This window comes from Mesorhizobium sp. P2_E10 (assembly GCF_056404235.1).
Genome location: NZ_JBFUEK010000003.1, coordinates 117332 through 141292 on the forward strand (window position 1 = coordinate 117332; position 23961 = coordinate 141292).

Consider the following 23961-nt stretch of genomic DNA (forward strand, 5'->3'; position numbering starts at 1 on the left):
ACCAGGATCAAGACTGAGGATATTCGATGCAGCAACTGTCCATGTGGACCTACCCCTGGGATGTCAGGGATCTCGGCCTGGAGACGGTCGAACGTGATCTCGTCGAGCGCGCCGGGCTCAACATGATCAGCCTGGCGACGTCCTATCATGCCGGGCGCTTCCTGCAGCCGCGCAGCCCGCGCCGCAAGGCCTATTTCCCAGAGGACGGCACCATCTATTTCAAGCCGACCGCGGCGCGCTGGGGGAGCCTCGCCATCCAGCCCAAGGTGGCGGACGTAATCACCGAGGGCGGCGACGTGCTTGGCAACCTTATCCGCCGGCGAGACGCCGGCGGGCTCGGCGTTTCGTGCTGGACAGTCTGCCTGCACAACACCCGCCTCGGCGTGCTGCATCCGCAGGCCGTCACCCACAACGCCTTCGGCGATGCCAACTACTACAATCTCTGCCCGTCGCATCCCGATGCCCGCGCCTATGTCCGCGCGCTGGTCGCCGATATCTCGCATAGTTACAGGCCGGATAGGATCGAACTTGAAAGCCCGTCCTTCATGGGCTTCGCCCACGAGTATCATCACGAGAAGGATGGTGTCGGGCTGACGCCGGAAGACGATTTTCTTTTGTCGCTATGCTTCTGTCCGTCCTGCGTCGCCCGCGCGGCAAAAGCCGGCGTCGATGGCGGGGCGGCGCGCAAGCTCACCAAACAATGGATCGTCGAGACCTGCGAGCGTGCGGTGCCGCAACGACGCTTCCCCGATTTTCCCGCCAGCGGCCTCGACGTCTTTGCGCCGTGGCCGGAGCTCCACGCCTATCTGCTCTGGCGGTTCGAGCCGGTGACCAGCCTGGTCGCCGAATTGCGCGAGGTGGCGGATCCCACGACGCGTGTCGTCATCATCGACCTGAAAGACGGCTGGCTCGGCGGCTGCGATCTCGAAGCGCTCGGCAAGGTCTGCGACGGGGCGATCCTGTGCGCATATGACATGCAGGCCGGCGATGTCGCCAGCCTGATGGCCGCCGGCCGTGCAGCACTCGGCGCGGAAAAATTCCTCGGCACCGGCTACCGGCTCTTCTATCCGGAAATGGTCGGCTCCGAAGGGCTCGCCGCCAAGGTCAAGCCGGCGCTGGCGCCTGGTGTCGACGGCATCAATTTCTACAATTATGGCCTTGTCCCGGCGGCGCGGCTCGATTGGGTGGGTGCCGCGCTTTCTGCCTGAGCAGAAGGCGCGGAACGTCAGTCGTGTTTGGCGAGGAAGCGACCGACGGCGGCGAGGCAGTCGTCCTTTTCCTCGACATGCGGCATGTGGCTGGAATTCGGGAAGACCATGCCTTCGACGTCGGGAATGCGATCGAGAAACGGCTGCACGCAGGCCTCGGTCGCTTCGTCGTAAAATCCACGGAAGGCCAGCGTCGGCGCCTCGATCAATTGCAGGCGCTCGACGATGGTCCAGTTGCGCATGGTGCCGATGACGTGGAATTCGTTGGGTCCGTTCATGGTGTGATAGACCGTCGGATCCGCCTCGATCGCCGCAAATGTCCTGACGACTTCGGGTGGATTGGGAACGACGCGACAGACATGGCGGTCGTAGAAGGCCTTGGTTGCCGCGAGGTAATCCGGATGACCAGTGGTTTCATCTGCCTCGTGCCGGTCGAGCGCGGCCTGCACATCCGCCGGCAATTCGGCGCGCAGCTGCAACGCGCCTTCGATCCAGAGCGGCATGGAGGCCAGCGAATTGGCCAGGATCAACGCCTTCAACCCGTCGGGCCGCCGCACCGCGTGCTCGGCGGCCAGCATGCCGCCCCAGGATTGGCCGAGCAAGGCGTAGCGGCCGGTAATGCCGAGATGGGCGAGCAGTGCGTCGAGTTCACCGAGGAAAAACTCGACGGTCCAGAAGTCACCGCCCTTGTCGGGCAGATGGGTCGATTTGCCGTTGCCGATCTGGTCGTAATGGATGACGGCCCGTCCGGGTCCGGCGAGCTCCTTGAAGGAATCGACATAGTCGTGGGTGCAGCCTGGGCCGCCATGGGCGACGACCAGCGGCAACCTGTCCGAGGCGAGATTCCCGGTCACCCGGTACCAGGTGCGGTAGCCCTTGTAGTCGCTGAATCCTTCGGTGGTCGTAGCTGCCGTCATTGTCCGAACTCCGCATCATGGCGCGGCAGGAACCAAATGACGGAGCCTCCCAAGCCTTGTTTTGCGGCAGACGGTACTCAGTGACCCCGCGCAATTACAGCTAGCACTATTTATAGGTTTGCCCGGTGGCGATCAGTGGCCTTCGCCTCAGTGCTCGGGTTCGAGCAGCCGGTAGTGGGCGGCCAGCGCGATGGCGTGGAAGCGGTTTTTGGCGCCAAGTTTGCGCGTCGCCGCATTGAGGTGCAGCGTTGCGGTCGGCACCGTGCGGCCGATCTCGCGCGCCACCTGCTTTGCCGTCAGTCCGGCCGCGGCGAGGCGCAGGCACTGACGCTCGCGCGCCGTCAAATGGACATACTGGCAGGTGCGGGTGCCCTCGTCGAAACCGGCATAGACGGAATCGTGCAGGAGATGACCGAGATCGCCGATTTCGGCGATGAAGTGTCTGGCCTCGGCCTCGAACCCGGCCTCGGGATCGGCACGGATGGCAGTGAAGGTGGCGAGATCGCCGCCGGCAAGACGAATGGGCACGGTAATGCCGCAGGTCATCCTGGTGTCGAGCAGATAGCTGACCACCGGCGCGTGCCTCGACTGCAACACGCGCTGCATGACGCTGCTCTGGACACCTCTATGCGACCACAGGAATGGCCTCGACACGGCGAGCGCGGCTTCCTGCACCGGGTCAAGCTGATAATACCCCCCCTTGCACCAGAGATCCTGCATGTCGCGCGGCACGTTGCGCAGCGCCATCAGCGAGGGCGTGATCAAATCGCCCTTATGGCTGACAGGCACCGGCGTATAGTCGTAGATGAACGAGGTGAAGCCGATGGACTCCAGCACACCGGTCGCCGCCGCCATGGCTGCGTCGACGCTCATCCCTGTCCGGAACAGGCTCTCTAAATCCCCTGAAAAAACCTGCATCCGGCGAACTTACCAACTGGCCATTGCTTGTCAAATAGCCATGCTGGGTGATTGCCCAACAAATAGGCGTGAATGGCGTCTGCGACCCTATCTATCTTAATAGCTATCCTGTCCGGCTCGGCGGGCCGTAGTCTTCTGCGATTGGGCTAATAGACGGACGCCGTCCGCCAACCCAAAGCCATTTCGTATCCGCCGCGCCGTGGTCGATCGACTACAGTCGGCGTGGCAAAGTCGACACGCTTTCCATGAGGGAACACCAATGCGACCGCACAAGGCACTTGCAGCGTTGATACCAGGCCTGGCCCTGCTCGGCATGACGATCCTGTCGCCGGCGAGCAGCGCCATCGCTGCGGAGGGCAAGCCCGGCGGCACGCTGCGCCTGCTGGCCAATGCCGCGGCCGGCACCGCCGATCCGCATATCAACTACACGCTGCAATATTTCCAGCTCAACTACGTCCTCTACGATGGCCTGGTGACCTACAAGAAGGTCGGTGACAAGACCGGCTTCGAAGTCGTCGCGGACTTGGCTGAAAGCCTGCCGAAGGTTGAAAACGGCGGCAAGACCTATGTCTTCAAGCTGCGCAAGGGTATCAAGTTCGCCGACGGCTCGGATCTCACCAGCAAGGATGTGGTCGCGTCGTTCCAGCGCATCTTCAAGATCAGCGGGCCGACGACCGGCACGCTCTACAACGGCATCGTCGGTGCCGATGCGTGTCTGAAGACACCCGCAACCTGCACCCTTGACGGCGGCCTTTCGGTTGACGACGCGGCCGGCACGATCACCTTCAACCTCACCCAGCCGGATGCCGAATTCCTGCAGAAGATCGCCATTCCGCACGCCTCAATCCTGCCGGCCAGCGCGCCGCTCAAGGATGCCGGCACCGACCCGATCCCGGGCACCGGCCCTTATATGATCGCCAGCTATGATCCCAACAAGCTGATGAAGATCGTGCGCAACCCGCACTTCAAGGAATGGAGCAAGGAGGCGCAGCCGGCCGGCTATCCAGACGAGATCGACTATGAATTCGGCCTCACCGACGAAGCCGCGGTGACGGCGGTCGAGAACGGCCAGGCCGACTGGATGTTCGACCCGCCGCCGGCCGATCGTCTGGCCGAACTCGGCACCAAATACGCCAAGCAGGTCTCGGTGCATCCGCTGACCGCGATGTGGTATGCGCCGATGAACAACAATCTGGCGCCGTTCAACGACATCCGCGTCCGCCAGGCGGTAAACTTCGCCATCGACCGCGCCGCCATCGTCAAGCTGTTTGGCGGCAGCAACCTGGCGCAGCCGGCCTGCCAGATCCTGCCGCCGGACTTCCCGTCCTACTCGCCCTATTGCCCGTTCAGCGCCAACCCCGGCGAAAAGTGGTCGGCGCCGGACATGGCGAAGGCCAAGCAGCTGGTCGCTGAATCGGGAACCGCCGGCCAGGAGGTGACGATCATCACCGAGGACACCACCGTCTCCAAGGCGATCGGCGTCTATCTGCAGGACGTGCTCAACCAGCTCGGCTACAAGACCTCGGTCAAGCCGATCTCGCAGAACATCCAGTTCACCTACATCCAGAACACCAACAACAAGGTGCAGATTTCGATCTCGCAATGGTTCCAGGATTACCCGGCGCCATCCGATTTCCTCGACGTGCTGTTCAGCTGCGCCTCGTTCACGCCGGGCTCGGATGCGTCGGTCAACATTTCGGGCTTCTGCGACAAGGCGATCGACGCATCGATGGCCGAGGCTGAGACGGCGACCATCGCCGACCCGGCCAAGGGCGCCGCACTGTGGACCGCCATCGACAAGGCGGTGACCGACAAGGCGCCGGTCGCCGTGCTGTTCACGCCCAAGCGCGTCGATGTCATTTCGTCCCGGGTGAAGAACTTCACCTTCAGTCCGCAATTCTACTGGATCGTCAGCCAGTCCTGGGTGGAGTGATCTCCGAGATGCAATGCGACGGAGCGCCATCGGCGCTCCGTCGCATTTCCTTTTGCGCCGGTTCGGCGCATCTTTCCGGTCGAGATTTTTCTTAGGCAATCCTGTCCATGGTCAATGTCATAGCGGACCAGCCCGCCATTCCGGTCCGCTGCGCCCCGCAGGGCCCATGGCGCACGGCCTGGCGCAAGCTGAAAGGCGATCGTTCGGCGACAGCCGCCTTCGCCGTTCTCGTCGTCATCGTCATCGCCGCGCTGGCAGCGCCGCTTTATGCGCAATACGTCTCCCACACCGATCCGTTCGTCACCAATCTCAACGGCGAGATCGTCATCGATGGTGTGAGCCAGCCGGTGCTGCAGCCTTCCACCGAAGGCCTCGGCCTTGGCATGACGCCGATGGGCCCGACCTGGCGCATCGGCCCGTATCTGCTCGGTGCCGACAACCAGGGCCGTGATGTCGCGGCGCGGCTGCTTTACGGCGGACGGGATTCGCTGCTGATCTCGGGCGCCGCAGCTGTGCTGTGTCTCGTCCTGGCGACATTTCTCGGCGTCGTTTCCGGCTTCTTCGGCGGCCTTGTCGACATCGGCCTGTCGCGTATTCTCGACGTGCTGTGGGCCTTCCCGATCTTCCTGCTGGCGATTTCGCTGTCGATCGTGCTGATCGCGCAGAGCATCTGGATCGGCCCGTTCGAAATCCGCTCGGGCAGCCTGTGGCTGCCGGTGTTCATCATCGGCATCGTCTATGTGCCCTATGTGGCGCGGCCGATCCGCGGCCATGTGCTGACCTTGATGCATGCCGAATTCGTCACCGCGGCGATCGGGCTTGGCGCCTCGCCGGGGCGCATCCTGTTGCGCGACATCATGCCCAATGTGGTGACGCGCATCATCGTCTTCGTACCGCTGATCCTGGCGCTCAACATGATGACCGAATCCTCGCTGTCGTTCCTGTCGATCGGCGTGCAGCCGCCGGATGCCAGCTGGGGCACGATCATCCAGGATGGCCAGGGCCTGCTCTATTCCAGGCCGATCGTGGCGCTGGCGCCAGGGCTCGCCATCGTCATCACCGTGCTGGCCCTCAACATTCTGGGCGACGGGGTTCGCGACGCGCTCGATCCCAAATCCTCGCCGAGGGGCGTCTGATGCTCGCGGCGCTCAGCTTCCGGCTCGGCCAGATGGTGCTGGTCATGTTCGGCATCAGCATTGTCGCCTTCCTGATCTTCTTTGCCACGCCAGGTGCCGATCCCTCGGCGCGCATTGCCGGCCGCAATGCCTCCCAGGAAACCCTGATCCAGGTCCGCCACGATTTCGGTCTCGACCGGCCGTTGCCGGTGCAATACGGGCTGATGATGAACCGGCTTTTCATCAGCCGCGATCTCACCTCCTTCGTCAATCGCGGCCAGCAGGTGGTCCCCACGGTGATCAGCGCCATTCCCGTCACGCTGTCGCTGGTCGGCGGTGCGGCAGTGCTGTGGGTGCTTGGCGGATTGATCGTCGGCGTGATCGCCGGCGCGACGCGCGGCACCTTCATAGATCGGGCGCTGATGATCCTGAGCCTGGTCGGTGTTTCCATTCCGGTATTCTGGCTGGGTGAGGTCGCCAATCTGCTGACCCAGAGCCGCTGGCATGACACATGGGCCTTCTCCTGGGTTCCGCCGCTCGGCTACATCCCGCTGACCGAGGACCCCTGGGGCTGGTTCAAGGCGCTGGTCATTCCGTGGTTCACGCTGGCGACCCTCTATGTCGGCCTTTACGGCCGGGTGCTGCGGGCAAGCCTGATCGAGATGATGCAGGAGGATTTCATCCGCACCGCCCGCGCCAAGGGCATCGGCGAGCGGCGCGTGCTGCTGCATCATGGCCTCCGCACTTCGCTGGTGGCCTTCGTCACCATGTTCGGCCTCGATTTCGGTGCGCTGGTCGGTGGCGGCGCGCTGCTGACCGAAGTTGTCTTCGGACTGCAGGGCGTCGGCAAACTGACCTATGAGGCGCTGCAGACCCTCGATTTGCCGATGATCCTGGCCACGGTGATCTACGCCGCCTTCTTCGTCGTCATGGCAAACTTCGTCGTCGACATCGTCTTCGTCTTCATCGATCCGAGGGCGCGCGATGCCCGCTGATGCTCCTCTTCTTGTCGTCGAGAACCTCACGGTTTCCTTCCGCAGCGACGAGGGTCTTGTACGCGCGGTGGGCGGCGTCTCGTTCACTGTCGAGCAGCGTGAGATCGTCGGCGTCGTCGGCGAATCCGGCTCCGGCAAAAGCCAGACACTGCTCGCCATCATGGGGCTGATCGATAGCCCCAAGGCGATCGTCTCCGGCTCCATCCGCTTCATGGGACAGGAACTGGTCGGGCTCAACCGGCGCGCGCTCGACGCCATTCGCGGCCGCCAGATCGCCATGATCTTCCAGGACCCGATGTCGGCGCTCACCCCGGTGCATACGATCGGCAACCAGATTGGTGAGCAGGTGCGCGCACATGAAAAAGTGTCGGCGCGAGCGGCGCGGGCGAGGGCGGTGCAATTGCTCGACGCCGTCGGCATAGCCAATCCGGATCGCGTCGTCGACGGCTATCCGCACCAGCTTTCCGGAGGGATGCGCCAGCGTGCGGTGATCGCCATGGCGCTGTCGTGCAATCCCGCGCTGCTCGTCGCCGACGAACCGACCACGGCGCTCGACGTGACCGTTCAGGCACAGATCCTCGAACTGATCGGACGGCTGCGCGACGAGTTCGGCTCGGCGGTGATCCTGGTCACGCACGATCTTGGCGTCGTTGCCGAAGTCGCCGACCGGGTGCTGGTCATGTATGGCGGCCGCTTCGTCGAAGAGGGTGGCAAGAACAGCGTCTTCCGCACGCCGCTGCATCCCTACACATGGGGGCTGTTCGGCTCGATCCCACCGATGGACGGCGCGCGCCCGGCCCGGCTCGCGGCCATTCCGGGCGTTCCGCCGTCGCTCGCCAATCTGCCGCAAGGCTGCGCCTTCGAACCGCGCTGCGGCTTTCGCCACGATGCCTGCCTGGTCCAGCCGCCGCCGATGAGCGGCGCCAGTCATCGTGCCGCTTGCGTCTTGCCGGAAGCGCAGCGCAAAAAATTCAACATCCGCAAGGTTGCGGGCCTGGAGACGCAACCATGAATGCCGTGCCGCGCCCGCTGCTTCGCGCCGGCGACCTGTCGAAGCACTATCATGTCGGCCGCTCGATTTTCCCGGCGCAACGCCGGACGGTGCAGGCGGTCGATCAGATTTCACTCGATATCTGGCCAGGCGAAACGCTTGGCATTGTCGGCGAGTCCGGTTGCGGCAAGTCCACCCTTGGCCGCTGCCTGGTGCGCCTGACCGACATTACCTCGGGCTCGCTGGAATTCGAGGGCCGCGATATTTCCGAGGCGTCGCAGCGGCAGCTGCGGCCGCTGCGGCGGCAGATGCAGATGGTCTTTCAGGATCCCAGCGCCTCGCTCAACCCGCGCCGGCGGGTCGGCGATCTCCTGGCCGATCCGTTCCGCATCCATGAGCGCCTCTCGGCATCGGAAATGGCGGACCGCGTCGCCGAGCTGCTGCGCCGGGTCGATCTGTCGCCCGAGCACGCGTCGCGCTATCCGCACGAATTTTCGGGTGGCCAGCGGCAGCGTATCGGCATTGCCCGCGCGCTGGCGCTCAGGCCACGGCTGATCGTGGCCGACGAGCCGGTCTCGGCGCTCGACGTGTCGATCCAGGCGCAGATCGTCAACCTGCTCGCCGATCTGCGCGAGGAGTTCAACCTGACCTATGTGTTCATCGCCCACGATCTCTCTGTCGTGCGGCAGATCTCGACGCGTGTGGCGGTCATGTATCTGGGATCGATCGTCGAGAGCGGGCCGACCGATCTGGTCTTCGCGGCGCCCGCCCATCACTACACCGCTGCCCTGCGTTCCGCGGTGCCGATCCCGAGCGTCGATCGGGCGCGAGGCGGGCGTATCGTGCTGAAAGGCGATCTGCCGAGCCCGATGAACCCACCATCCGGCTGCCGCTTCCACACCCGTTGCCCGGCCGCGACTTCGGTCTGCCGCAGCGAGCGTCCGCTGCTGCGCAGCATCGGCGACGGGCGACTGGTTGCCTGTCATCACCCGCTGAACGGGTAGGGTGTGGACGAACGCCTGCCCGAACCATCGCTGTCTGGAAAGGGGAGACAAATCAGTTTGGCTTCCCTATCTATGTCGCGGCGCAGCTGGGAGAAGACCTTGCGAAAAATCGGTATCGGCATCATCGGCTGCGGCAACATTTCGGACGCCTATCTGAAGGCATCGCCAAAATTTGCCGTGCTGGACGTCGTCGGCGTCGCCGACATCAACCCGGCGGCTGCCGAAACCAAGGCGCAGGCCTACGGCCTGGCGGCGATGACCGTCGAGGCGCTGCTTGCCGATCCGCGCGTCGAGATCGTGCTCAATTTGACGACACCGCAGCATCACGTACCGGTTGGCCTGCAGGCCGTGGCGCAAGGCAAGCATGTCTATTCGGAAAAGCCGCTGGCAACGACGCTCGCTGACGCGGAGCGGCTGGTCGCGGCCGCGCGCGAAAAGGGCGTGCGCGTCGGCTGTGCCCCCGATACTTTTCTTGGCGGCTCGCACCAGACGGCACGCCGGCTTGTCGACGAAGGGGTCATTGGCACCATCGTCGCCGGCTCGGCCTTCATGCAGGTGCCCGGCCACGAGCTCTGGCATCCGAACCCGGATTTCTACTACCAGCCCGGCGGCGGGCCGATGCTCGACATGGGTCCCTATTACCTGACCTGCCTGGTCAATCTTCTCGGGCCGGTGAAATCGGTGACCGGGCAGGCGAAATCATCCTACGCCACCCGCACCATCGGCTCCGGTCCGCGCGCAGGCCAGACCATCGATGTCGAGGTGCCGACCCACATTTCCGGCCTGCTGGCGTTCGAGAATGGTGCTGCGGTTTCGATCACCACCAGCTTCGACGTCTGGAAGCACGAGCACAATCATATCGAGCTCTACGGCACGTCGGGCTCGATGATCGTCTCCGATCCGAACCAGTTCCAGGGCGACATCAGGACCAGCCTGCGCAAGGGCGACTGGACGCTGGCCGATCAGATCCATGCCTATGGCGACGGCAACTACCGCATCCTCGGCCTTGCCGACATGGCGCAGGCGATCGTGTCCGGCCGGGAACACCGCGCCAGTCTCGAGCTTTCCCTGCATGTCCTGGAGATCATGGAACAGATCATCCGTTCGGCAGAGATCGGGCAGCGTATCGACCTGAAGCATGGCTGCGCGAGGCCGGCGCCGATGCGCGCCGACCTGCCTTTCGGAATTCTGGAATAGGAACGACATCATGGCCAAGACAGCACTGATTTTCTGGGGCGGCTGGGAAGGCCACACCCCGGCCCGCAGCGCCGGCATCGTCAAGGACATCCTGACCGGGCATGGCTTCGATGTACGGATCGAGCAGGGCACCTCGGCACTCGCCGATCCGCAGCTCTCGCAACTCGATCTCATCGTCCCGGTGATCACCATGACGACGATCGAGAAGCCGGAGCTGGAAGGCCTCACCAGCGCGGTCAGGGGCGGAACCGGCCTTGCCGGTTTTCACGGCTCGATGTGCGACAGCTTTCGCAACGAGACGGAATACCAGTTCATGACCGGCGGCCAGTGGGTCGCCCATCCCGGCAACATCATCGACTATCACGTCGACATCGCCAGGCCCAACGATCCGATCGTGCAGGGCATCGGCAATTTCGCCTACCGCTCGGAGCAATATTACATGCATGTCGACCCGACCAACGAGGTGCTGGCGACGACGACCTTTACCGGCGAGCACCTCGACTTCATCGATGGCGTCGTCATGCCCGTCGTCTGGAAGCGGCGCTACGGCAAGGGCCGCGTTTTCTACAGTGCGCTCGGTCACACGGCCGATGAGTTCGACGTGCCTCAGATGCGCACGATCTTCGAGCGCGGCGCGCTTTGGGCCAGCCGGATTGCTGTTTGAATGAAGGATTTCTCCGTGCGATGGCTTGAAATCGCCAGGGAGCAAAGCGCGTCATGATCGTCGACACCCATCTGCACCTGATCGACCTCTCGGCGCTGCGCTATCCCTGGCTCGCCGGCGTGCCAGCGCTCAACCGCGACCACTCCTACGACGAATATGCGATCCAGGCCCGCCGTGCCGGCATCGAGGCTGCCTTGCACATGGAGGTCGATGTCGATCCGGCCGACATCCAGGCTGAAACCAGCCATGTGAAGGCACAGTCACATCAGAAGGGCAGTTTGCTGCGCGGCGCCATTGCCTCGTGCCGACCGGAGGAGCCCGGCTTTGCCGCCTATCTCGAGCGCCAGCGAACCGATTCCTTCGTCAAGGGGTTCCGCCGGGTGCTCCACGTCATGCCGGACGCGCTTTCGCAAGCCGCGCTGTTTCGTGAAAACATCAAGCGGCTTGCCGGCACCGGCCTGACCTTCGACCTCGTCGTTCTGCCGCATCAGATCTCGATCGCAATCGCGCTCGTGGATCTCGCGCCGGATGTGCAGTTCGTGCTCGACCATTGCGGCGTGCCCGACATCAAGGGCGCCAGCGAACATCCTTGGCGCGAGCATATGGCGGAGATTGCGCGGCGCCCCAATGTCATAGGCAAGATTTCCGGTGTGGTTGCCTATGCGGATGGCGGCTCATGGACCGCCGAGACACTGCGTCCCTATGTCGAACACACCATCGGCTGTTTCGGCTGGGACCGTGTCGTCTGGGGCAGCGACTGGCCGGTCTGCACGCTTGGCGGCGGCCTTGCGACCTGGGTGGCGGCGACACATGCGCTGCTTGGCGGAACCAGCGCCGACGAACGGACAAAGCTGCTCTCCGGCAATGCCAAGCGGATGTGGGGATTGTAGGCAGACCGAACCACGGCTCCCATGCCGGCTGGCACGTACCCGATCACAGTGCCGAGGCCGATCACAGCGTGTTGATTACTCTTCACGCCACCAGACCGACGAACGCGTCGGCCACGGGGCACTGGCGCTACTCGTAAAGCAAAACCGAATGTTCTATGCTCGCCAAGGGACACTGCGTTCGACCGCCGTGACCGGAACTGAGGTCTGTTGTCCTAAGGCGGGGGCGTCCATGTTCGAGGTCGTCGGATTTTTTCGGCAGCAAGGGTCGATTTTGAAGGGCCGGCGCATCGTCAGCGCTCTTGCTCTGGTCGCCGCTGTGTTCGGGCTGTTGCTGCTCGCACCGGAAGCGGCGAATGCGAAGCCGAACTGGACGCTTGACCCGGCAAACTCGACCCTCACCTACCAATCGGTGAAGAAGAACACCATTGTCGAGACCAACAAGATCAGGAACCTCTCCGGCACGTTGACAGCGGACGGCGCCGCCAAGGTGACCTTCGATCTCAACTCGGTCGACACCGGCATCGATCTCCGCAATGTCCGCATGCGGTTCCTGTTCTTCGAGACCTTCAAATTCCCGACAGCCGAAGTGACCGCGAAAGTCGATCCTGCCGCCTTCGCCGATCTGGCGACGAAGCGGCGGATGACGGCGCAGATTCCGTTCCGGCTCAGCCTGCATGGCGTCGACAAGGACCTTGTCGCCACTGCCGTCGTCACCATGATCACTGACTCGATGGTGTCGATCGCTTCGGACGCCCCGGTCGCGGTGCATGTCGAGGATTTTGGCCTGCTACCCAACGTCGAAAAGCTGCAGCAGGCCGCCAATGTCAGCAGCATCGTGCCGACCGCTTCGGTGTCCTTCGATTTCGTCTTCACTGCCGACGGCGCAAAACAGGCGCCGCCGCCGGCCGTCGCGGCAGCCGCGGGTGCTGCAACCGAGGTCGGACCGGTCGCTACCGACGCCGCGAAAACGACCTTCAGCGAGGACGAATGCATGAACCGGTTTGCGGTGCTTTCGCGCACCGGAGCCATATATTTCCGCCCGGCAAGCGCGCGGCTCGACGAAAAGAGCCGGCCGTTGCTGGCCGAGGTGGTCGACGTCGTCGGCAAATGCCCGAAATTGAAAGTCGAAGTGTCGGGCCATACCGATTCCGACGGCTCGCCCACGGCAAACAAAACCCTTTCGGAGCGCCGCGCCAAGGCGGTGGCCGACGCGATCATCGCAGCTGGCATTCCGTCGACCCAGATCGCGGCCACCGGCTACGGCGAGGAACGGCCGGTGGCTGCCAACGACACGCCGAAGAACAAGGCGCTGAACCGGCGCATCGAGTTTTCCGCCACGCCGCTCGTCAACTGAACAGGGATTTGTCGTAACGGTGCGTTTCAATCTGATTGCGAATTGCAGCGGCCTCCTGCGTGGCATCGGTCTGGCCGTGCTGCTGCTGGTTTGGGGTTTGAGCGCAGCCAATGCCGAACGCCGCATCGCCCTGGTGCTCGGCAATGCCCACTACCAGAACGCGCCGGCGCTTCCCAATCCGGTGAACGACGCGCAGGCGATGGCCGATCGCCTGAAGACCCTGGACTTCGAAGTCGTCTCCGGCCTCGATCTCACCAAATCGCAGACGCAGGAGAAGATCGCGCAATTTGCAAAGCAGGTGCGCGGCGCCGATATCGCGCTTTTCTTCTATGCCGGCCATGGCTTGCAGGTCGGGGGAAACAACTACCTGCTGCCTGTCGACGCAGCACTGGAGGACGAGACCTCGCTCGACTTCGAAGCCGTGCAGGTGGATTTCATCTTGCGGCAGATGTCGCGTGAATCCGGCATCCGGCTGGTGTTCCTGGATGCGTGCCGTGACAATCCTCTGGCCGACGTGCTGGCCAAGGAGACCGGCAGCGCGGCAAGCAGCGGCCTGGCCGAAATCCCGATCGAAAACGGTGGCGCCGGTACGCTCGTCGCCTTCGCCGCCAGCCCCAACCAGGTAGCCTATGACGGATCGGGCGAACATTCGCCGTTCTCGGCGGCCTTGCTGGCCCATATCGGCGACGCCAACGTCTCGATCACCGAGACGATGAACCGGGTTACATCAGAAGTGTTCAAGGCCACCGCCGGCAAACAGCGGCCATGGATCAACGTCTCGCTGACAACCGAAGTCGTCCTTCACAAGGTCGATCTCAATGCACCGCTGATCGTCGGCGATTCCGACGCCGCGGCGGCCGAGACCGGTTCGCCGGCGCGCAGCAATGGCGCCGGCGCGGCCACGCCGTCTGCCTCCGACGCCAACGCGCAGGCAGCGCTGGAACAGCTGCGCCAGGAAATCCCCAAGCTGGGCTCGGACGCACCGGTCCTTTTCGACGTTCCGGTCAACTTTGGCGACCCGGCGATCGACGGCAAGAGCATCGCCCAGCTGATCCAGGGAAAGCCGCATTTCAGTCCGGTCGAAGGCCTCGAAAAGTCCGTCTGGGACAATCAATGCAGCAACTGCCATCAATGGACCGAGGAGCGGCTGTGCGACCAGGCCAAGACCTACGTCACCAATGACGTCTCGGTGCTGCGGCTGCAGCACCCGCTGGGCACGCGCTTCAAGGTGGCGCTGGGCAGATGGGCGCAAGGTGGCTGCAAGTGATGCTAGGGCTCTGCCTATCGCAGCGCCTCGATCTCAGCCAGTTGGATACCCATCTCGACAAAGGCGGTGAGCACGGACGAACGGTCCGCGATCGCCACCCGCGCCAATCCGGTCAAGATCCCGGCATTGACGGCATGGGCGGCGGAAAGCGGCCGCGGGCTCGACCCATTTGTCCGCTCCACTCCAGAACCATTGAGATGACATTTTACCGCGAGCGCAATCCATACGGCCGGCGTCCTCTGCTGTGCCGCCGCCGCTTCGTCGACTGCCGCGAGGCGGCCTGGATTGTACGGATCGCTGACCCAGTCCTGAACAAGCGCCAACAGCGCGCGGTCCTGCTCTTCGAGCAGTTCGGTCAGGTGGCCCAGGCATTCATGGCCCCACCAGATCGCGGCCCGGTCAGGCAAAAGGTAGGCGCAGAAGGTGATCGCCTCTTCAGGTGTCCGTCCCGCCAGGAGCAGGCGGCAAAATTCGAGCGAAGGCTGGTCGGTGGGAACGGCCGTCATGTCGCGGGCGGCAGCGGCGTTCGCAGCGAAGAGATCGCGCGCGGTTTTGAACTGGAGCCCGTTGGCCATCGCTGTTATTTTTTCCTCACCGAGCACTCAAGCCTCCGGCGAGGCGCGGGTCAAGTCTCTGTCCGTTGCTCTGGGTAGCATCGGCCACTGCGGCATCCATGAGGTTGTTCACAGACAGCAGCTTTGGAATTTGGTATGGTGGAGCACCGGACCATGATCCCAAAAAGTGGAAACCGGTTTTTGGAAAAGATCATGGTCAAACAGAAAAGTTGGAGCCCCATCCCGATCCGATCGGGATGGATCCGGCTCTAACGAAACCGGATGCTCAAAGAGGAGTAACCGTTATGAAGTATGGCAGTTCAGTCTTTGCGTTGGCGGTCGTGCTCTTGTCGAGCCACGCTTCCGCCGATCCGCTTCAGAAATCAGAAGACATCGTGAAGTTTTTTGCCGGTGCGGCCGATCTCGGCAAGGCGCGTGGCATTTGCGTCGGCACCGAAGACGAGTGCAAAAGCAAGACCAAGGCAAAGGAAGGGCCGCCCGAAAAAACCAGCCTCGATATGCTGATCAATTTCGGGCTGGATTCAGCCGAGCTCGATACGACGGCGCGCGCTGAACTCGGCGAGTTCGCCAAGGCCCTGAAGGATAGCCGGCTGAGCAGCCTCGACTTCGTCGTCGAGGGCTACACCGACGCAACCGGCACGGTGCCCTACAATGAGGGCCTGTCACAACGCCGCGCGAAATCGGTGGCAGCCTTCCTGACGGCCAGCGGCGTCGAGGCCGGCCGCATCAACGCGATCGGCCTGGGCGAAAAGAATCCGCGCAGCCCCAACCCCTACGATCCGGCCAACCGCCGGGTGGAAATGCGGATAAAGACGCAATAGTGAATCTGGTCTTCGGAGAGATCGTGCCCAAACAGTGACATAGAGCCCATCTCGAGATCATCGAAATGGGGCTCTATCTCTTTGTCCAAATCGGTTCCGGATCTCGCTGGCCTCGACCTTCAGTTCGAGGCCGCCCTGGGATTTCGGCGGTCAGTTCTTGAGCACGCCGCCCACCGCCACGCCGGTGCCGAAGATCAGCGCCTTGGTCAGGAAATCGTTGTTGTTCTGCGGCGGCTCATCCTCTCGCACCACGGTCTCGCGGTTGCGCTGAACAACCAATTGTTTCTTGCGAGGCTTCTGCGCCACCGGCTTTTGTGTGCGGACCTTCTGCACCACCTGCTTTTTCGGTGCCGCCGCACGGGCCTGATCGGCAGCGTATCTGGCGCGGACCTGATCCATCATCGGATCCGTCTGGATCACCAGGAACGCCAGCTGCTCGCGCGTCAGATAGGTGGTCTGCGGCAGACCGTTCTTCTCTTGCCAGACGCCGATCGCCTGGCGGGTCTGCGGGCCGATGTTTCCGTCGATACGGCCCAGTTCGTTGCCCAAGGCTTCGATGCGCAACTGCAGATCGATGCGGCCCTGGCGATCGAGACCGATCGCAGCTTCCGTCAACTCGGTGCCGGGCGTTTGCTTCACCTCGTCCGAAACACCGACCGAAGTGCGCACGGCAGAGCCGGAACTGGCGTTCGCCTCGTCCGTATCGACTGCCGCGACCTGCCGGTTTTCGGCCTTCGGGTCCTTCAACGCATCGATGTTGAGCCGCGCCACCGTGGCGAAGCGGCCGTTCGGAAACTGGTCGAGATAGGCTTCGTAGAACGGAACGGAATTGCGCTTGGAAGCCTCGTCCCAGAGCCGCTGTTCGACTTCCCAGGACGGAGGATCATTGGTTGCCACGGGCGCAACTGTCGTCGTGGTGTCTTTCGATGCGTCGGCGACAGGCTTTTCGGCAGGCGCCGCTTCCGCGGAGGGTTTTCCAAGGAAGACCTCGCGTCCCAGCGAGGCGTTGTGCCAGGGCCGCTGCCGTCCTTGCGTGGTCTCGGTCACTTCGCCGCGCACCCGCGTCAGCGCGCTCTGGATTTCAACGCCAGGTTCGGTCAGGTGCCTGGCCAGCGCCGTGGAGTAGGGGCTGTCGACGCCGTTGCCGTCGAATGCGATGGCGCCCGGATCCGTTGCATAGGCAATCAGCAGGCCGCCGGTGCCAACCCCGTCGGATTTCGCTTCGACCGGGGCCAGGCCAGCGCCCAGCGAGCGCGACTTCGGCAGCGAGGCGGCCAGCGTCCTGGCCAGCGGATTGTCGCGGCAGGCGTCGAGGATGATGATGCCAACCGCCGGTTCAGGCGGCAACGCCGCCATGAAATCGTCGATCTGAATGGTGCGGGTCTTGAGATAGGCCGGCGATGTCAGTTCGGCGTCGACCGGGATCAGGAAATTCTTGCCGTCGACCTGCATGCCGTGGCCGGCATAAAAAATCACGGCGAGGTCGGCGTCGTAGGATTGCTCGGTAAACTGGCTGATCAGGCTGTGCATGCCAGCATTGTCCTGGTCGACACCCTCGATCACCTGGAAGCCGGCATTGCGCAGCGTCGATGCGATGAGGTGGGCATCGTTGGCGGGATTGGGCAAGGCAACGGCATGGACGTATTTGCTGTTGCCGATGACCAGGGCGACGCGCTTGGCGTCGGGCGTGGCAGCCTGGGCGCCAAGCGCGGCCATGACAAACAGGATGAATCCGCTCAGAAAGACGGCGTACGCTTTCATCGACCAGTCCTCCACCCCATCCGGGGCGCGCTATTGATGTCTGCTCATGCTAAATTTCATCAGCGACACAAGTCGCTTCTGCCAAAATGGCTCTTGGGCGTATGTGATCTCGACCACAGTTTTGGTTCACAAAGGGCTCGAAAAAAGTTTCCTATAAAATGGTCTGCCGGTGAAACGCGAGGGACCGGCTCAAAGCGTATTCTGAATCGAGCCTATGAGAGCCGTCACAGCCTGCTTGTATTTTTCGAACTCCGGCGACGTCTGGCGGATCTCCGTGGTCGTCGTCTGCGGGCTTGCATCGGTGGCCACGCGACTGACCTTTTGCCCCATTTTCCGTTCGGCCCAGTCCACGACATAGCTGGCGGTCTTGCCGGTAAGGAACGGGTTGGCCTGGATGACGGCCGAGCCGAGCACGGCGCTCAATTGCGCCGAACCAGGCGCCGCCAGCACCTGGTGGGCGCCTTCCATGCCGAGGAAATGACAGAGATAGAGCCGGCCAGCCGTGATCTGGTGGCCGCGCGCCCTGAGATAGGCCTCGCCCTCGCGCGCCAGGTTGCGCACCATCTCGCGCGAGATGGTGGCGTCGTAGCGCAGGGCCAAAAGGTCGGCGGTCGACAGCGTGCGTGCCAGTTCAGGACGGTAGGTGTTCATCATCCTGATCCAGGTTTTCGAGATGAACTGGCCGGCGCCGGTTGCCGAAGACAGCGGGTTCTTGGCGCGCGCGCTGCCGCCGCTTTCGACATGGACGATACGGTCGGTCAGCGTTTCGACGGCGACATCGTCGGTCGCGACCGCGGTCACCGTTACCGTGCCCAGCGGATCGATGGCCTGGCCGTTCTGATAGAGTTCGAAATGCAGATGCGGCCCGGTCGAAAGGCCGGTGGTGCCGATATAGCCAATGATGTCGCCGGCCTTCACCTTGGTGCCGACACCGCTCGCGATGGCGAATTTCGACATATGCGCGTAGCGCGTTTCGCGTCCGCCGGCATGCGCGATCTTCACCACATTGCCGTAGCCGCCGCCATCGCCCTGGAAAGTGATTTCGCCATCGAAGGCGGCGGCGATCGGTGTCCCCACCGGTGCTGCCCAATCGACGCCCTTGTGGATGCGAACCACACCGAGGATCGGATGCTTGCGCGGGCCGAAAGTCGAGGTCATGACGCCGTTGACCGGTGTCACCATGCCGTTGGCGACCGTCAGCGAGCGAACCTGGTCGTCGCCGCTGACGCAGGCGAACTGGCCGTCGCTTTGCTGGAAGACGAAACAGTCAAGGCTCTTTTCGCTGCCCTGAACGCCGACATACAACACCCGTCCTGATGTCTCGTCCTTGCCGCGCGGCGTCTGCGAATAAATCAGCACCAGACGCTGGTCCTCGCTGGCGAAGGCATCCAGATCCTCGCCTCTCGACAGATACATGATCGCTTCGCCGATCACGCCGGTCGGAACGTTGTTGCGCGCCGCCGTCGAGTAAATTGCATCGAGCAGGCGGTATTGCCTTTTGTGCGTGCCTTCGGCCTCGGCGCCCGAATAGTTGAACAGATCCTCACGCACCCATGGGTCGACACCGGAGACGAACGCGCCCGCGGCATTGCGCGTCAGCGTGCCGACAAAGACGTTCTTGGCGTAGATAGAAACCTGCATCAGCGACATCGTCGTCGTCTCGCGCGTCGGCCTGAAACCGCGCATGGCGACGACATAGCCCGGTTCCAGGCTGTCCCGATTGAACAGCGCCTTCAGGGCTTCGCCCGCCAGCCTGGCGTCGTCGGCGGAAAAATGCGCGTCCAGCGCGACGCTATCCAGGCTGCGGTCGTTGAGGATCTTCACGAACGTGTCTTCAGTCGCTTCGAAGCGTTGATACTCGTTGGTGACGGTTGCGACGCTGGTGTTGTTTTCAACCTGCGTCTTCTGGAATGCGGGGAGCGCAGCCTCGCCGGCATCGATTGTTTCGCCCCAGCCGGCTTCGGGGTCGTCGGTGGCCGCCTGGGGGGCGGTAGCGGCTGGCGCCTCGTCCGTGCTGGGCGAGGGCTGAAGATCGTTTTGCAGATCGCCGGATGGCGGTTCGGGTGGTTCGGGCGGTGCAGCGGCGGTCTTTCGCTGCGCCTGGAAGAAGGCGAAATCCTCCTGCGTCGATGGGATCGTGGTCATGAATTTTTCGCTGGCGCTCAGCATCACGTCGGACAGAATTTCAATCTGCGGCGAAACGCCGGCCTGATCGAGTTCGGCCGGGCGGGGGATCACTTTGCCCTTCGTCGCCGCGCCGGCCTCTGGCGCCAGCGTGATCCACATCGGGTCTCCCGCCAGGTCGATGATGGCCGGTACATAGACCGAAGCGTCGGCCGGCACATCGTCCGATCCTTCGACCGCATGCAGCTCCTCGTCCTCATCGCCGAACGACCAATAGTCGGCGGTGTAGTAGAAACCGGCGGCAATCGAACACAGCACGATCACGCCAATGCCGACGGCCAGCCCGAGCCAAAGCCTGCGCCGGCGAAGGGCGGCACGCGCCTGCCTTTTTTGCTTGAAGCTGGTGTCGATGCTGTGCGTCACGGACTGCTTCCAGTCAGGAAGAAGGTCCACCGCGCCTGGTCGAGCGTATCGACTTCGACAAATCGCGCGGCGATATGGCCACGCTGCCAGCACTCTTCGATGCCGCGGATCGAGAAGCGCCGCCGCTCGATGCACATGTCGGTCGCCCCGCTCAGGATCGCGTGACCAAAAACGTCCGTCGCATAGATGTAGATGTAGCGGTTCGTCAGTTCCTCGCGGATGACGTTGACGCATTGATTGGCGCCGATGGTCCACCAGCCGTCGGTCTGGTCGGCATTGTCGACCTTCTGGCCAACGGCGAGGTTGACGACGTCGAGCGTCTGGTTGCAGACGGTGAATTCGGCGCGGGCCTGGCCGGCCGACAGCAGCGCCAGCAATGCCGCGCCCAGAATCACGGCAAGCTTCATACGCGCCGTCAGCGCAAGCAGGGCTCGAACCGCGTCACGCTGCTTTTCGGGCGGGACTGCGGGCGGGCATGTCGAGCGCGGGCGGCGGGGTTCCATCGGCGTCCATGCTACCCGCCGAGCCGGAAATACTTGGCGGTCGCGGAGTATTCGGATCCTTTCGTTCCGATCTCCTCGAGAATTTTTGGCAGCAGCTCCCAGGCCGGCATCGGCGTCGAAAACGATGCCGCCTGAATTTCCTCCGGGCCGGTGATCACCATGATGAGCTGCGGTACGGCCTTGCCGGTGGCCTTGTCGGCGGCGCCGAGACCGATCGGGATGCTGAAGGTAGCTTTGTCGGGTCCTGCGATGACACGGTCGTCGAGGTTGAATGCCATGCCCTTGTGGTCGATCAGCAGCACACTGGAAACCAGGCCGCCATGCGTCACCAGCGTGCCGCTGATCGGCGAGCCGTTCGGCACCGACGTCTGATCGAGCACAAGCTGCGGCTTGTCGGCCGCACCGGCGCCCAGGAAACGCAGGAAGTTGGTGACTTCGCACTGGCTTGGCTCGATGAGCCGGACACTGACGTCGGGCTCGACATGGAACCTTGCCTGGAAGTCGCCCAGCATTTGCTGGAAAGGCGGGACTGTCGTGCCGATGCCTTCGATCGCCACGGCCGTTTCGGTGGCTGACGTGACCGTCGCATAAAAGCAGTCGCCGCCGCTGAAGTCGCGAACCCAGGCGACCCGTTGCGCGTTGTCGTCGACGGGAGGCGCCGGCGGGGTTTCCGGCTTGGGCACATTCAAGACGACGGCCGTGCCGGCCGGTTTCTGCGCCGGCGTGTCAACCGGCTGGTTTTGTGCATTGTTTGCATTGGGCTGGCTTGGTTCGGGTACTTGCGCAGTTGGTGCTGGCGCAATCGGTTCGGGGGCGGCCGCCTGGGGCTCTGCTGGTGGGCTGGCCGGCGGCTCGGGCTCTGCGCTCTTGACGACATCTGGCTGGGCTGCTGGCGGTGCCGGGACCGGCTCGGCCGGTGGCTGCAGCTCGACAGCCTTGTCGACCGGCTGAGCGGGCTTCTGCTCAGTGCTGTTCAATGTGTCCGGCTTTGGCTGCGGAACGATCTCGGTCGGCGGCGGGGCTGCGACAGGCGGCGATGGTGCTGCGGCAGACGGCGTCGCTTTGGCCTGGGGTTCTGGTGCCGCCGGGGTAGTCTCTGCTTGCGGCTGCGTCGGTGGCTTGGCCGCCGGCGGTTCCGGGACATTCGCCTGCTCATCCACGGCGGCCGGCTTTTTTGACAGGTCGGGTTGCAGCGGCGGTGTCTTGGCGGGAGTGTTGATGGACGAGCCGCCCCCGAAATCCACGAAACCGGACGCATAGAGACCCACGCCGACGGCAACGACAATTGCTGCCAGCGCCGCAATCGTCAGCTTCCCCGTCGTTGCAGGCTTCTTTGCCGGGATCGCCCGAGCTGGGGCAATCGGCGGCGCCTTCGGCTGCGACAGATGTGCCGGGCGAATGTGCGGAACGAAACGCGGCTCGTCGCCTTCAGGAATTGCGGCCCTCGACAACGGAACGGCGGCAGGCGGCGGCGTGGTCGATGGGGTGATGGAAACCGGGCGCCCGGTCTGTATTCCGCCTGTTCGCTCCTCAAGTGCTCTCACGGCGGTCGTGCGGTCGGTTTCCACCGACGTGTTGCCGCGTGTCATTGCCGCAATGTCGGCCATGCTTGCCGGTCGGTCCTGCGGCGCCGATTGCAGCATCGCTTCGATGATCGGCCGAAAATCAGCATCAATATCGGACAGGTCCGGCACGGTTCGCCGCTTTTCGACGATCTCGAACTGGGACCCGGCCATGTCGATCGGCTTGCCCCGCAGCGCGGCGGCCAGCACCAGCCCCAGGCTGTAGATATCGGACTGTTCGCCGACATCGCCGCCATAGAGCCCAAGCTGCTCCGGCGAGACGTAGTTGTATTTTCCAGCGAATTTTCCGCCGATCAGCGTCTCGCCGCCGATGGTCGCCGAACGCGCGATGCCGAAATCGATGATCTTGGCGCGGTCTACCCGGCCGCCTGGCAGGATGATGTTGTCCGGCGACAGGTCGCGATGGATCGCTCCCGCCTCATGCACGGCGCTCAGGCCGGAAGCGAGCCGGTGGCACAATTTGCGGACGTCTTCCGTCGCCATCGCGCCGCGACGCATGACATCGTAAAGGGACTCGCCGTCGACGAATTCCATCGCCAGATAGGGCCGTCCGATCCCGGTATCGATGGTGAAGACGTGATAGCGCACGACCGCGTCGTGCGACAAATGGTTGAGGATCGACGCTTCCTTGCGAAACAGGGATAGGATCGTCTGGTCGCGGGCGAATTCCGGCAGCACGATCTTGATCGCAACGTGATCGCCGGTCTGGATGTTGTGGCCGCGATAGACTTCGCCCATCCCGCCCGAAGCGATGCGTTCGTCGAGTTCGTAGATGCCGCTGAGCTGGGTGCCGACGGTCGTGTCTGCCATATTGGGCAATAGCCGCGTCTTATCGTCGGCACTCATTGGCTGCGCCTCCCGCCCTGGACAGGTCCGAACCATTCCCTCTGTCTCTGATCTTGACCAGCACGATGGTGACGTTGTCGGTCCCGCCGCGCTCGAGGACCATTGCCAAAAGGCTTTCGCATGCCGCCTGCGGCGCTGCCGCGACCACCGCTGCCGCGATCTCGGCATCGTTGACATGGGCGGTCAGGCCGTCGGTAGCCAGGACAAAAACGTCTCCCGCCAGAGTCTCTCCTTGCTGGAAGTCGATGGCGATTTCGTCGCTGACGCCGATCGCCCGCGTGATGACGTTGCGTCGCGGCCAGTTCTCAGCCTCGGCCGCGCTGATCATGCCGCTGTCGAGAAGCTCCTGAACCTCGGTGTGGTCCCGCGAAATCTGCGAGATCTCGCGATTGCGGATCAGATAGACGCGGCTGTCGCCCGACCACAGGCAGGCAAACCTGCCGTCCATGGCCAGCAAAGCGGCGACGGTGGAGCCTATGGTCACGCCGCGCGATCGGGCAATCTGGCGGATCTCGTCATGAGCCCGGCTAAGCCGATCTTCAAAGCGCGCCCGAAGGTCCGGTGCCGAACTGGCGATGCCGATCGTTGCCAGATGCTCGACGATGCTTGCCGAAGCCACTTCTCCAGCCTCATGGCCGCCCATGCCGTCGGCCACGACCCAGAGACCGATTTGCGGCTCGACCAGATAACTGTCTTCATTGTGGTGACGCACGCAGCCCTTGTGGCTCACGCCGTAGCTTTCAAAGGCGGCATCGTTCACTTGCCTGTCAGCGCTTTCCAAGCGCTCCTCCGCAACGCGTTGTTGGGCGCGCATGGGCAGTCTGCCACACGCTCACCCATTAGAATATCGAAATCTAAGCCGGCAGCAGTGC

20 protein-coding genes are annotated in these 23961 nt (G+C 63.4%); 12 read left to right on the forward strand and 8 right to left on the reverse strand.

Features of this window, described 5'->3' with window-relative positions; all coding sequences use genetic code 11:
* The first annotated feature begins 26 nt into the window (after positions 1-26).
* Positions 27-1208, forward strand: a complete 1182-nt coding sequence (locus AC1D0N_RS09570) for a hypothetical protein (RefSeq protein WP_477243214.1) — start codon at positions 27-29, stop codon at positions 1206-1208.
* A gap of 17 nt (positions 1209-1225) precedes the next feature.
* Here AC1D0N_RS09570 and AC1D0N_RS09575 read toward each other — a convergent pair whose 3' ends face one another.
* Complete coding sequence (locus tag AC1D0N_RS09575; RefSeq protein ID WP_477243215.1) at positions 1226-2125, reverse strand: proline iminopeptidase-family hydrolase; 900 nt, start codon at positions 2123-2125, stop codon at positions 1226-1228.
* A 147-nt stretch (positions 2126-2272) separates the two neighbouring features.
* Positions 2273-2998 carry a LuxR family transcriptional regulator gene (locus tag AC1D0N_RS09580; protein ID WP_477243216.1) on the reverse strand — a complete coding sequence of 242 codons (726 nt, stop codon included), beginning with the start codon at positions 2996-2998 and terminating at the stop codon, positions 2273-2275.
* A 304-nt stretch (positions 2999-3302) separates the two neighbouring features.
* Between AC1D0N_RS09580 and AC1D0N_RS09585 the strand changes: the two genes are divergently transcribed.
* The 10 genes from AC1D0N_RS09585 to AC1D0N_RS09630 all read left to right on the forward strand — a co-directional run bounded on the left by AC1D0N_RS09585 (position 3303) and on the right by AC1D0N_RS09630 (position 14453).
* Entirely contained in the window at positions 3303-4976 is a 1674-nt protein-coding gene (locus tag AC1D0N_RS09585) for an ABC transporter substrate-binding protein (protein WP_477243217.1), read from the forward strand.
* Between the two features lie 107 nt (positions 4977-5083).
* A complete protein-coding gene (locus AC1D0N_RS09590; RefSeq protein WP_477243218.1) occupies positions 5084-6112 on the forward strand; it encodes an ABC transporter permease in 1029 nt (342 codons plus the stop codon).
* Entirely contained in the window at positions 6112-7086 is a 975-nt protein-coding gene (locus AC1D0N_RS09595) for an ABC transporter permease (protein ID WP_477243219.1), read from the forward strand. The genes AC1D0N_RS09590 and AC1D0N_RS09595 overlap by 1 nt, the downstream gene beginning before the upstream one ends.
* The gene (locus AC1D0N_RS09600) at positions 7076-8098 is read left to right on the forward strand and encodes an ABC transporter ATP-binding protein (protein WP_477243220.1); all 1023 of its coding nucleotides are present in this window, start codon (positions 7076-7078) and stop codon (positions 8096-8098) included. Before AC1D0N_RS09595 ends, AC1D0N_RS09600 begins: the two co-directional genes overlap by 11 nt.
* Positions 8095-9081, forward strand: coding sequence for an ABC transporter ATP-binding protein (locus tag AC1D0N_RS09605; protein WP_477243221.1), 987 nt, complete (start codon positions 8095-8097; stop codon positions 9079-9081). Before AC1D0N_RS09600 ends, AC1D0N_RS09605 begins: the two co-directional genes overlap by 4 nt.
* 99 nt (positions 9082-9180) lie before the next feature.
* Positions 9181-10278: a Gfo/Idh/MocA family protein gene (locus AC1D0N_RS09610; protein WP_477243222.1), complete on the forward strand. Its 1098-nt coding sequence runs from the start codon at positions 9181-9183 to the stop codon at positions 10276-10278.
* 10 nt (positions 10279-10288) lie between these two features.
* Complete coding sequence (locus AC1D0N_RS09615) at positions 10289-10942, forward strand: ThuA domain-containing protein (protein WP_477243223.1); 654 nt, start codon at positions 10289-10291, stop codon at positions 10940-10942.
* A gap of 53 nt (positions 10943-10995) precedes the next feature.
* Positions 10996-11832 carry an amidohydrolase family protein gene (locus tag AC1D0N_RS09620; protein WP_477243224.1) on the forward strand — a complete coding sequence of 279 codons (837 nt, stop codon included), beginning with the start codon at positions 10996-10998 and terminating at the stop codon, positions 11830-11832.
* A 229-nt stretch (positions 11833-12061) separates the two neighbouring features.
* Positions 12062-13186, forward strand: coding sequence for an OmpA family protein (locus tag AC1D0N_RS09625; RefSeq protein WP_477243225.1), 1125 nt, complete (start codon positions 12062-12064; stop codon positions 13184-13186).
* A 19-nt stretch (positions 13187-13205) separates the two neighbouring features.
* Positions 13206-14453 (forward strand): caspase family protein, encoded by a 1248-nt coding sequence (locus AC1D0N_RS09630; RefSeq protein ID WP_477243226.1) that lies wholly within the window; start codon positions 13206-13208, stop codon positions 14451-14453.
* 14 nt (positions 14454-14467) lie between these two features.
* Here the strand turns inward: AC1D0N_RS09630 and AC1D0N_RS09635 are convergent, their stop codons facing one another.
* Positions 14468-15028: a DUF6931 family protein gene (locus tag AC1D0N_RS09635; protein WP_477243227.1), complete on the reverse strand. Its 561-nt coding sequence runs from the start codon at positions 15026-15028 to the stop codon at positions 14468-14470.
* Between the two features lie 284 nt (positions 15029-15312).
* Between AC1D0N_RS09635 and AC1D0N_RS09640 the strand changes: the two genes are divergently transcribed.
* Entirely contained in the window at positions 15313-15849 is a 537-nt protein-coding gene (locus AC1D0N_RS09640) for an OmpA family protein (protein ID WP_477243998.1), read from the forward strand.
* 150 nt (positions 15850-15999) lie between these two features.
* Here AC1D0N_RS09640 and AC1D0N_RS09645 read toward each other — a convergent pair whose 3' ends face one another.
* From AC1D0N_RS09645 to AC1D0N_RS09665, 5 genes are all read right to left on the reverse strand, one after another.
* The gene (locus AC1D0N_RS09645) at positions 16000-17610 is read right to left on the reverse strand and encodes a caspase family protein (protein WP_477243228.1); all 1611 of its coding nucleotides are present in this window, start codon (positions 17608-17610) and stop codon (positions 16000-16002) included.
* Between the two features lie 189 nt (positions 17611-17799).
* Positions 17800-20157, reverse strand: a complete 2358-nt coding sequence (locus AC1D0N_RS09650; protein WP_477243229.1) for a M23 family metallopeptidase — start codon at positions 20155-20157, stop codon at positions 17800-17802.
* Positions 20154-20564: a DUF1036 domain-containing protein gene (locus tag AC1D0N_RS09655; protein WP_477244000.1), complete on the reverse strand. Its 411-nt coding sequence runs from the start codon at positions 20562-20564 to the stop codon at positions 20154-20156. Before AC1D0N_RS09655 ends, AC1D0N_RS09650 begins: the two co-directional genes overlap by 4 nt.
* A gap of 107 nt (positions 20565-20671) precedes the next feature.
* Positions 20672-23089, reverse strand: coding sequence for a serine/threonine-protein kinase (locus AC1D0N_RS09660; RefSeq protein ID WP_477243230.1), 2418 nt, complete (start codon positions 23087-23089; stop codon positions 20672-20674).
* The gene (locus tag AC1D0N_RS09665; RefSeq protein ID WP_477243231.1) at positions 23073-23870 is read right to left on the reverse strand and encodes a PP2C family protein-serine/threonine phosphatase; all 798 of its coding nucleotides are present in this window, start codon (positions 23868-23870) and stop codon (positions 23073-23075) included. Before AC1D0N_RS09665 ends, AC1D0N_RS09660 begins: the two co-directional genes overlap by 17 nt.
* Positions 23871-23961: the final 91 nt, after the last annotated feature.

Excerpts from the sequence above, each read along its gene's own strand:
- AC1D0N_RS09570 (WP_477243214.1), top strand. The coding sequence starts at position 27 with ATGCAGCAACTGTCCATGTGGACCTACCCCTGGGATGTCAGGGATCTC.
- AC1D0N_RS09575 (WP_477243215.1), bottom strand. The coding sequence starts at position 2,125 with ATGACGGCAGCTACGACCACCGAAGGATTCAGCGACTACAAGGGCTAC.
- AC1D0N_RS09580 (WP_477243216.1), bottom strand. The coding sequence starts at position 2,998 with ATGAGCGTCGACGCAGCCATGGCGGCGGCGACCGGTGTGCTGGAGTCC.
- AC1D0N_RS09585 (WP_477243217.1), top strand. The coding sequence starts at position 3,303 with ATGCGACCGCACAAGGCACTTGCAGCGTTGATACCAGGCCTGGCCCTG.
- AC1D0N_RS09590 (WP_477243218.1), top strand. The coding sequence starts at position 5,084 with ATGGTCAATGTCATAGCGGACCAGCCCGCCATTCCGGTCCGCTGCGCC.
- AC1D0N_RS09595 (WP_477243219.1), top strand. The coding sequence starts at position 6,112 with ATGCTCGCGGCGCTCAGCTTCCGGCTCGGCCAGATGGTGCTGGTCATG.
- AC1D0N_RS09600 (WP_477243220.1), top strand. The coding sequence starts at position 7,076 with ATGCCCGCTGATGCTCCTCTTCTTGTCGTCGAGAACCTCACGGTTTCC.
- AC1D0N_RS09605 (WP_477243221.1), top strand. The coding sequence starts at position 8,095 with ATGAATGCCGTGCCGCGCCCGCTGCTTCGCGCCGGCGACCTGTCGAAG.
- AC1D0N_RS09615 (WP_477243223.1), top strand. The coding sequence starts at position 10,289 with ATGGCCAAGACAGCACTGATTTTCTGGGGCGGCTGGGAAGGCCACACC.
- AC1D0N_RS09620 (WP_477243224.1), top strand. The coding sequence starts at position 10,996 with ATGATCGTCGACACCCATCTGCACCTGATCGACCTCTCGGCGCTGCGC.
- AC1D0N_RS09625 (WP_477243225.1), top strand. The coding sequence starts at position 12,062 with ATGTTCGAGGTCGTCGGATTTTTTCGGCAGCAAGGGTCGATTTTGAAG.
- AC1D0N_RS09635 (WP_477243227.1), bottom strand. The coding sequence starts at position 15,028 with ATGGCCAACGGGCTCCAGTTCAAAACCGCGCGCGATCTCTTCGCTGCG.
- AC1D0N_RS09640 (WP_477243998.1), top strand. The coding sequence starts at position 15,313 with ATGAAGTATGGCAGTTCAGTCTTTGCGTTGGCGGTCGTGCTCTTGTCG.
- AC1D0N_RS09645 (WP_477243228.1), bottom strand. The coding sequence starts at position 17,610 with ATGAAAGCGTACGCCGTCTTTCTGAGCGGATTCATCCTGTTTGTCATG.
- AC1D0N_RS09655 (WP_477244000.1), bottom strand. The coding sequence starts at position 20,564 with ATGAAGCTTGCCGTGATTCTGGGCGCGGCATTGCTGGCGCTGCTGTCG.
- AC1D0N_RS09660 (WP_477243230.1), bottom strand. The coding sequence starts at position 23,089 with ATGAGTGCCGACGATAAGACGCGGCTATTGCCCAATATGGCAGACACG.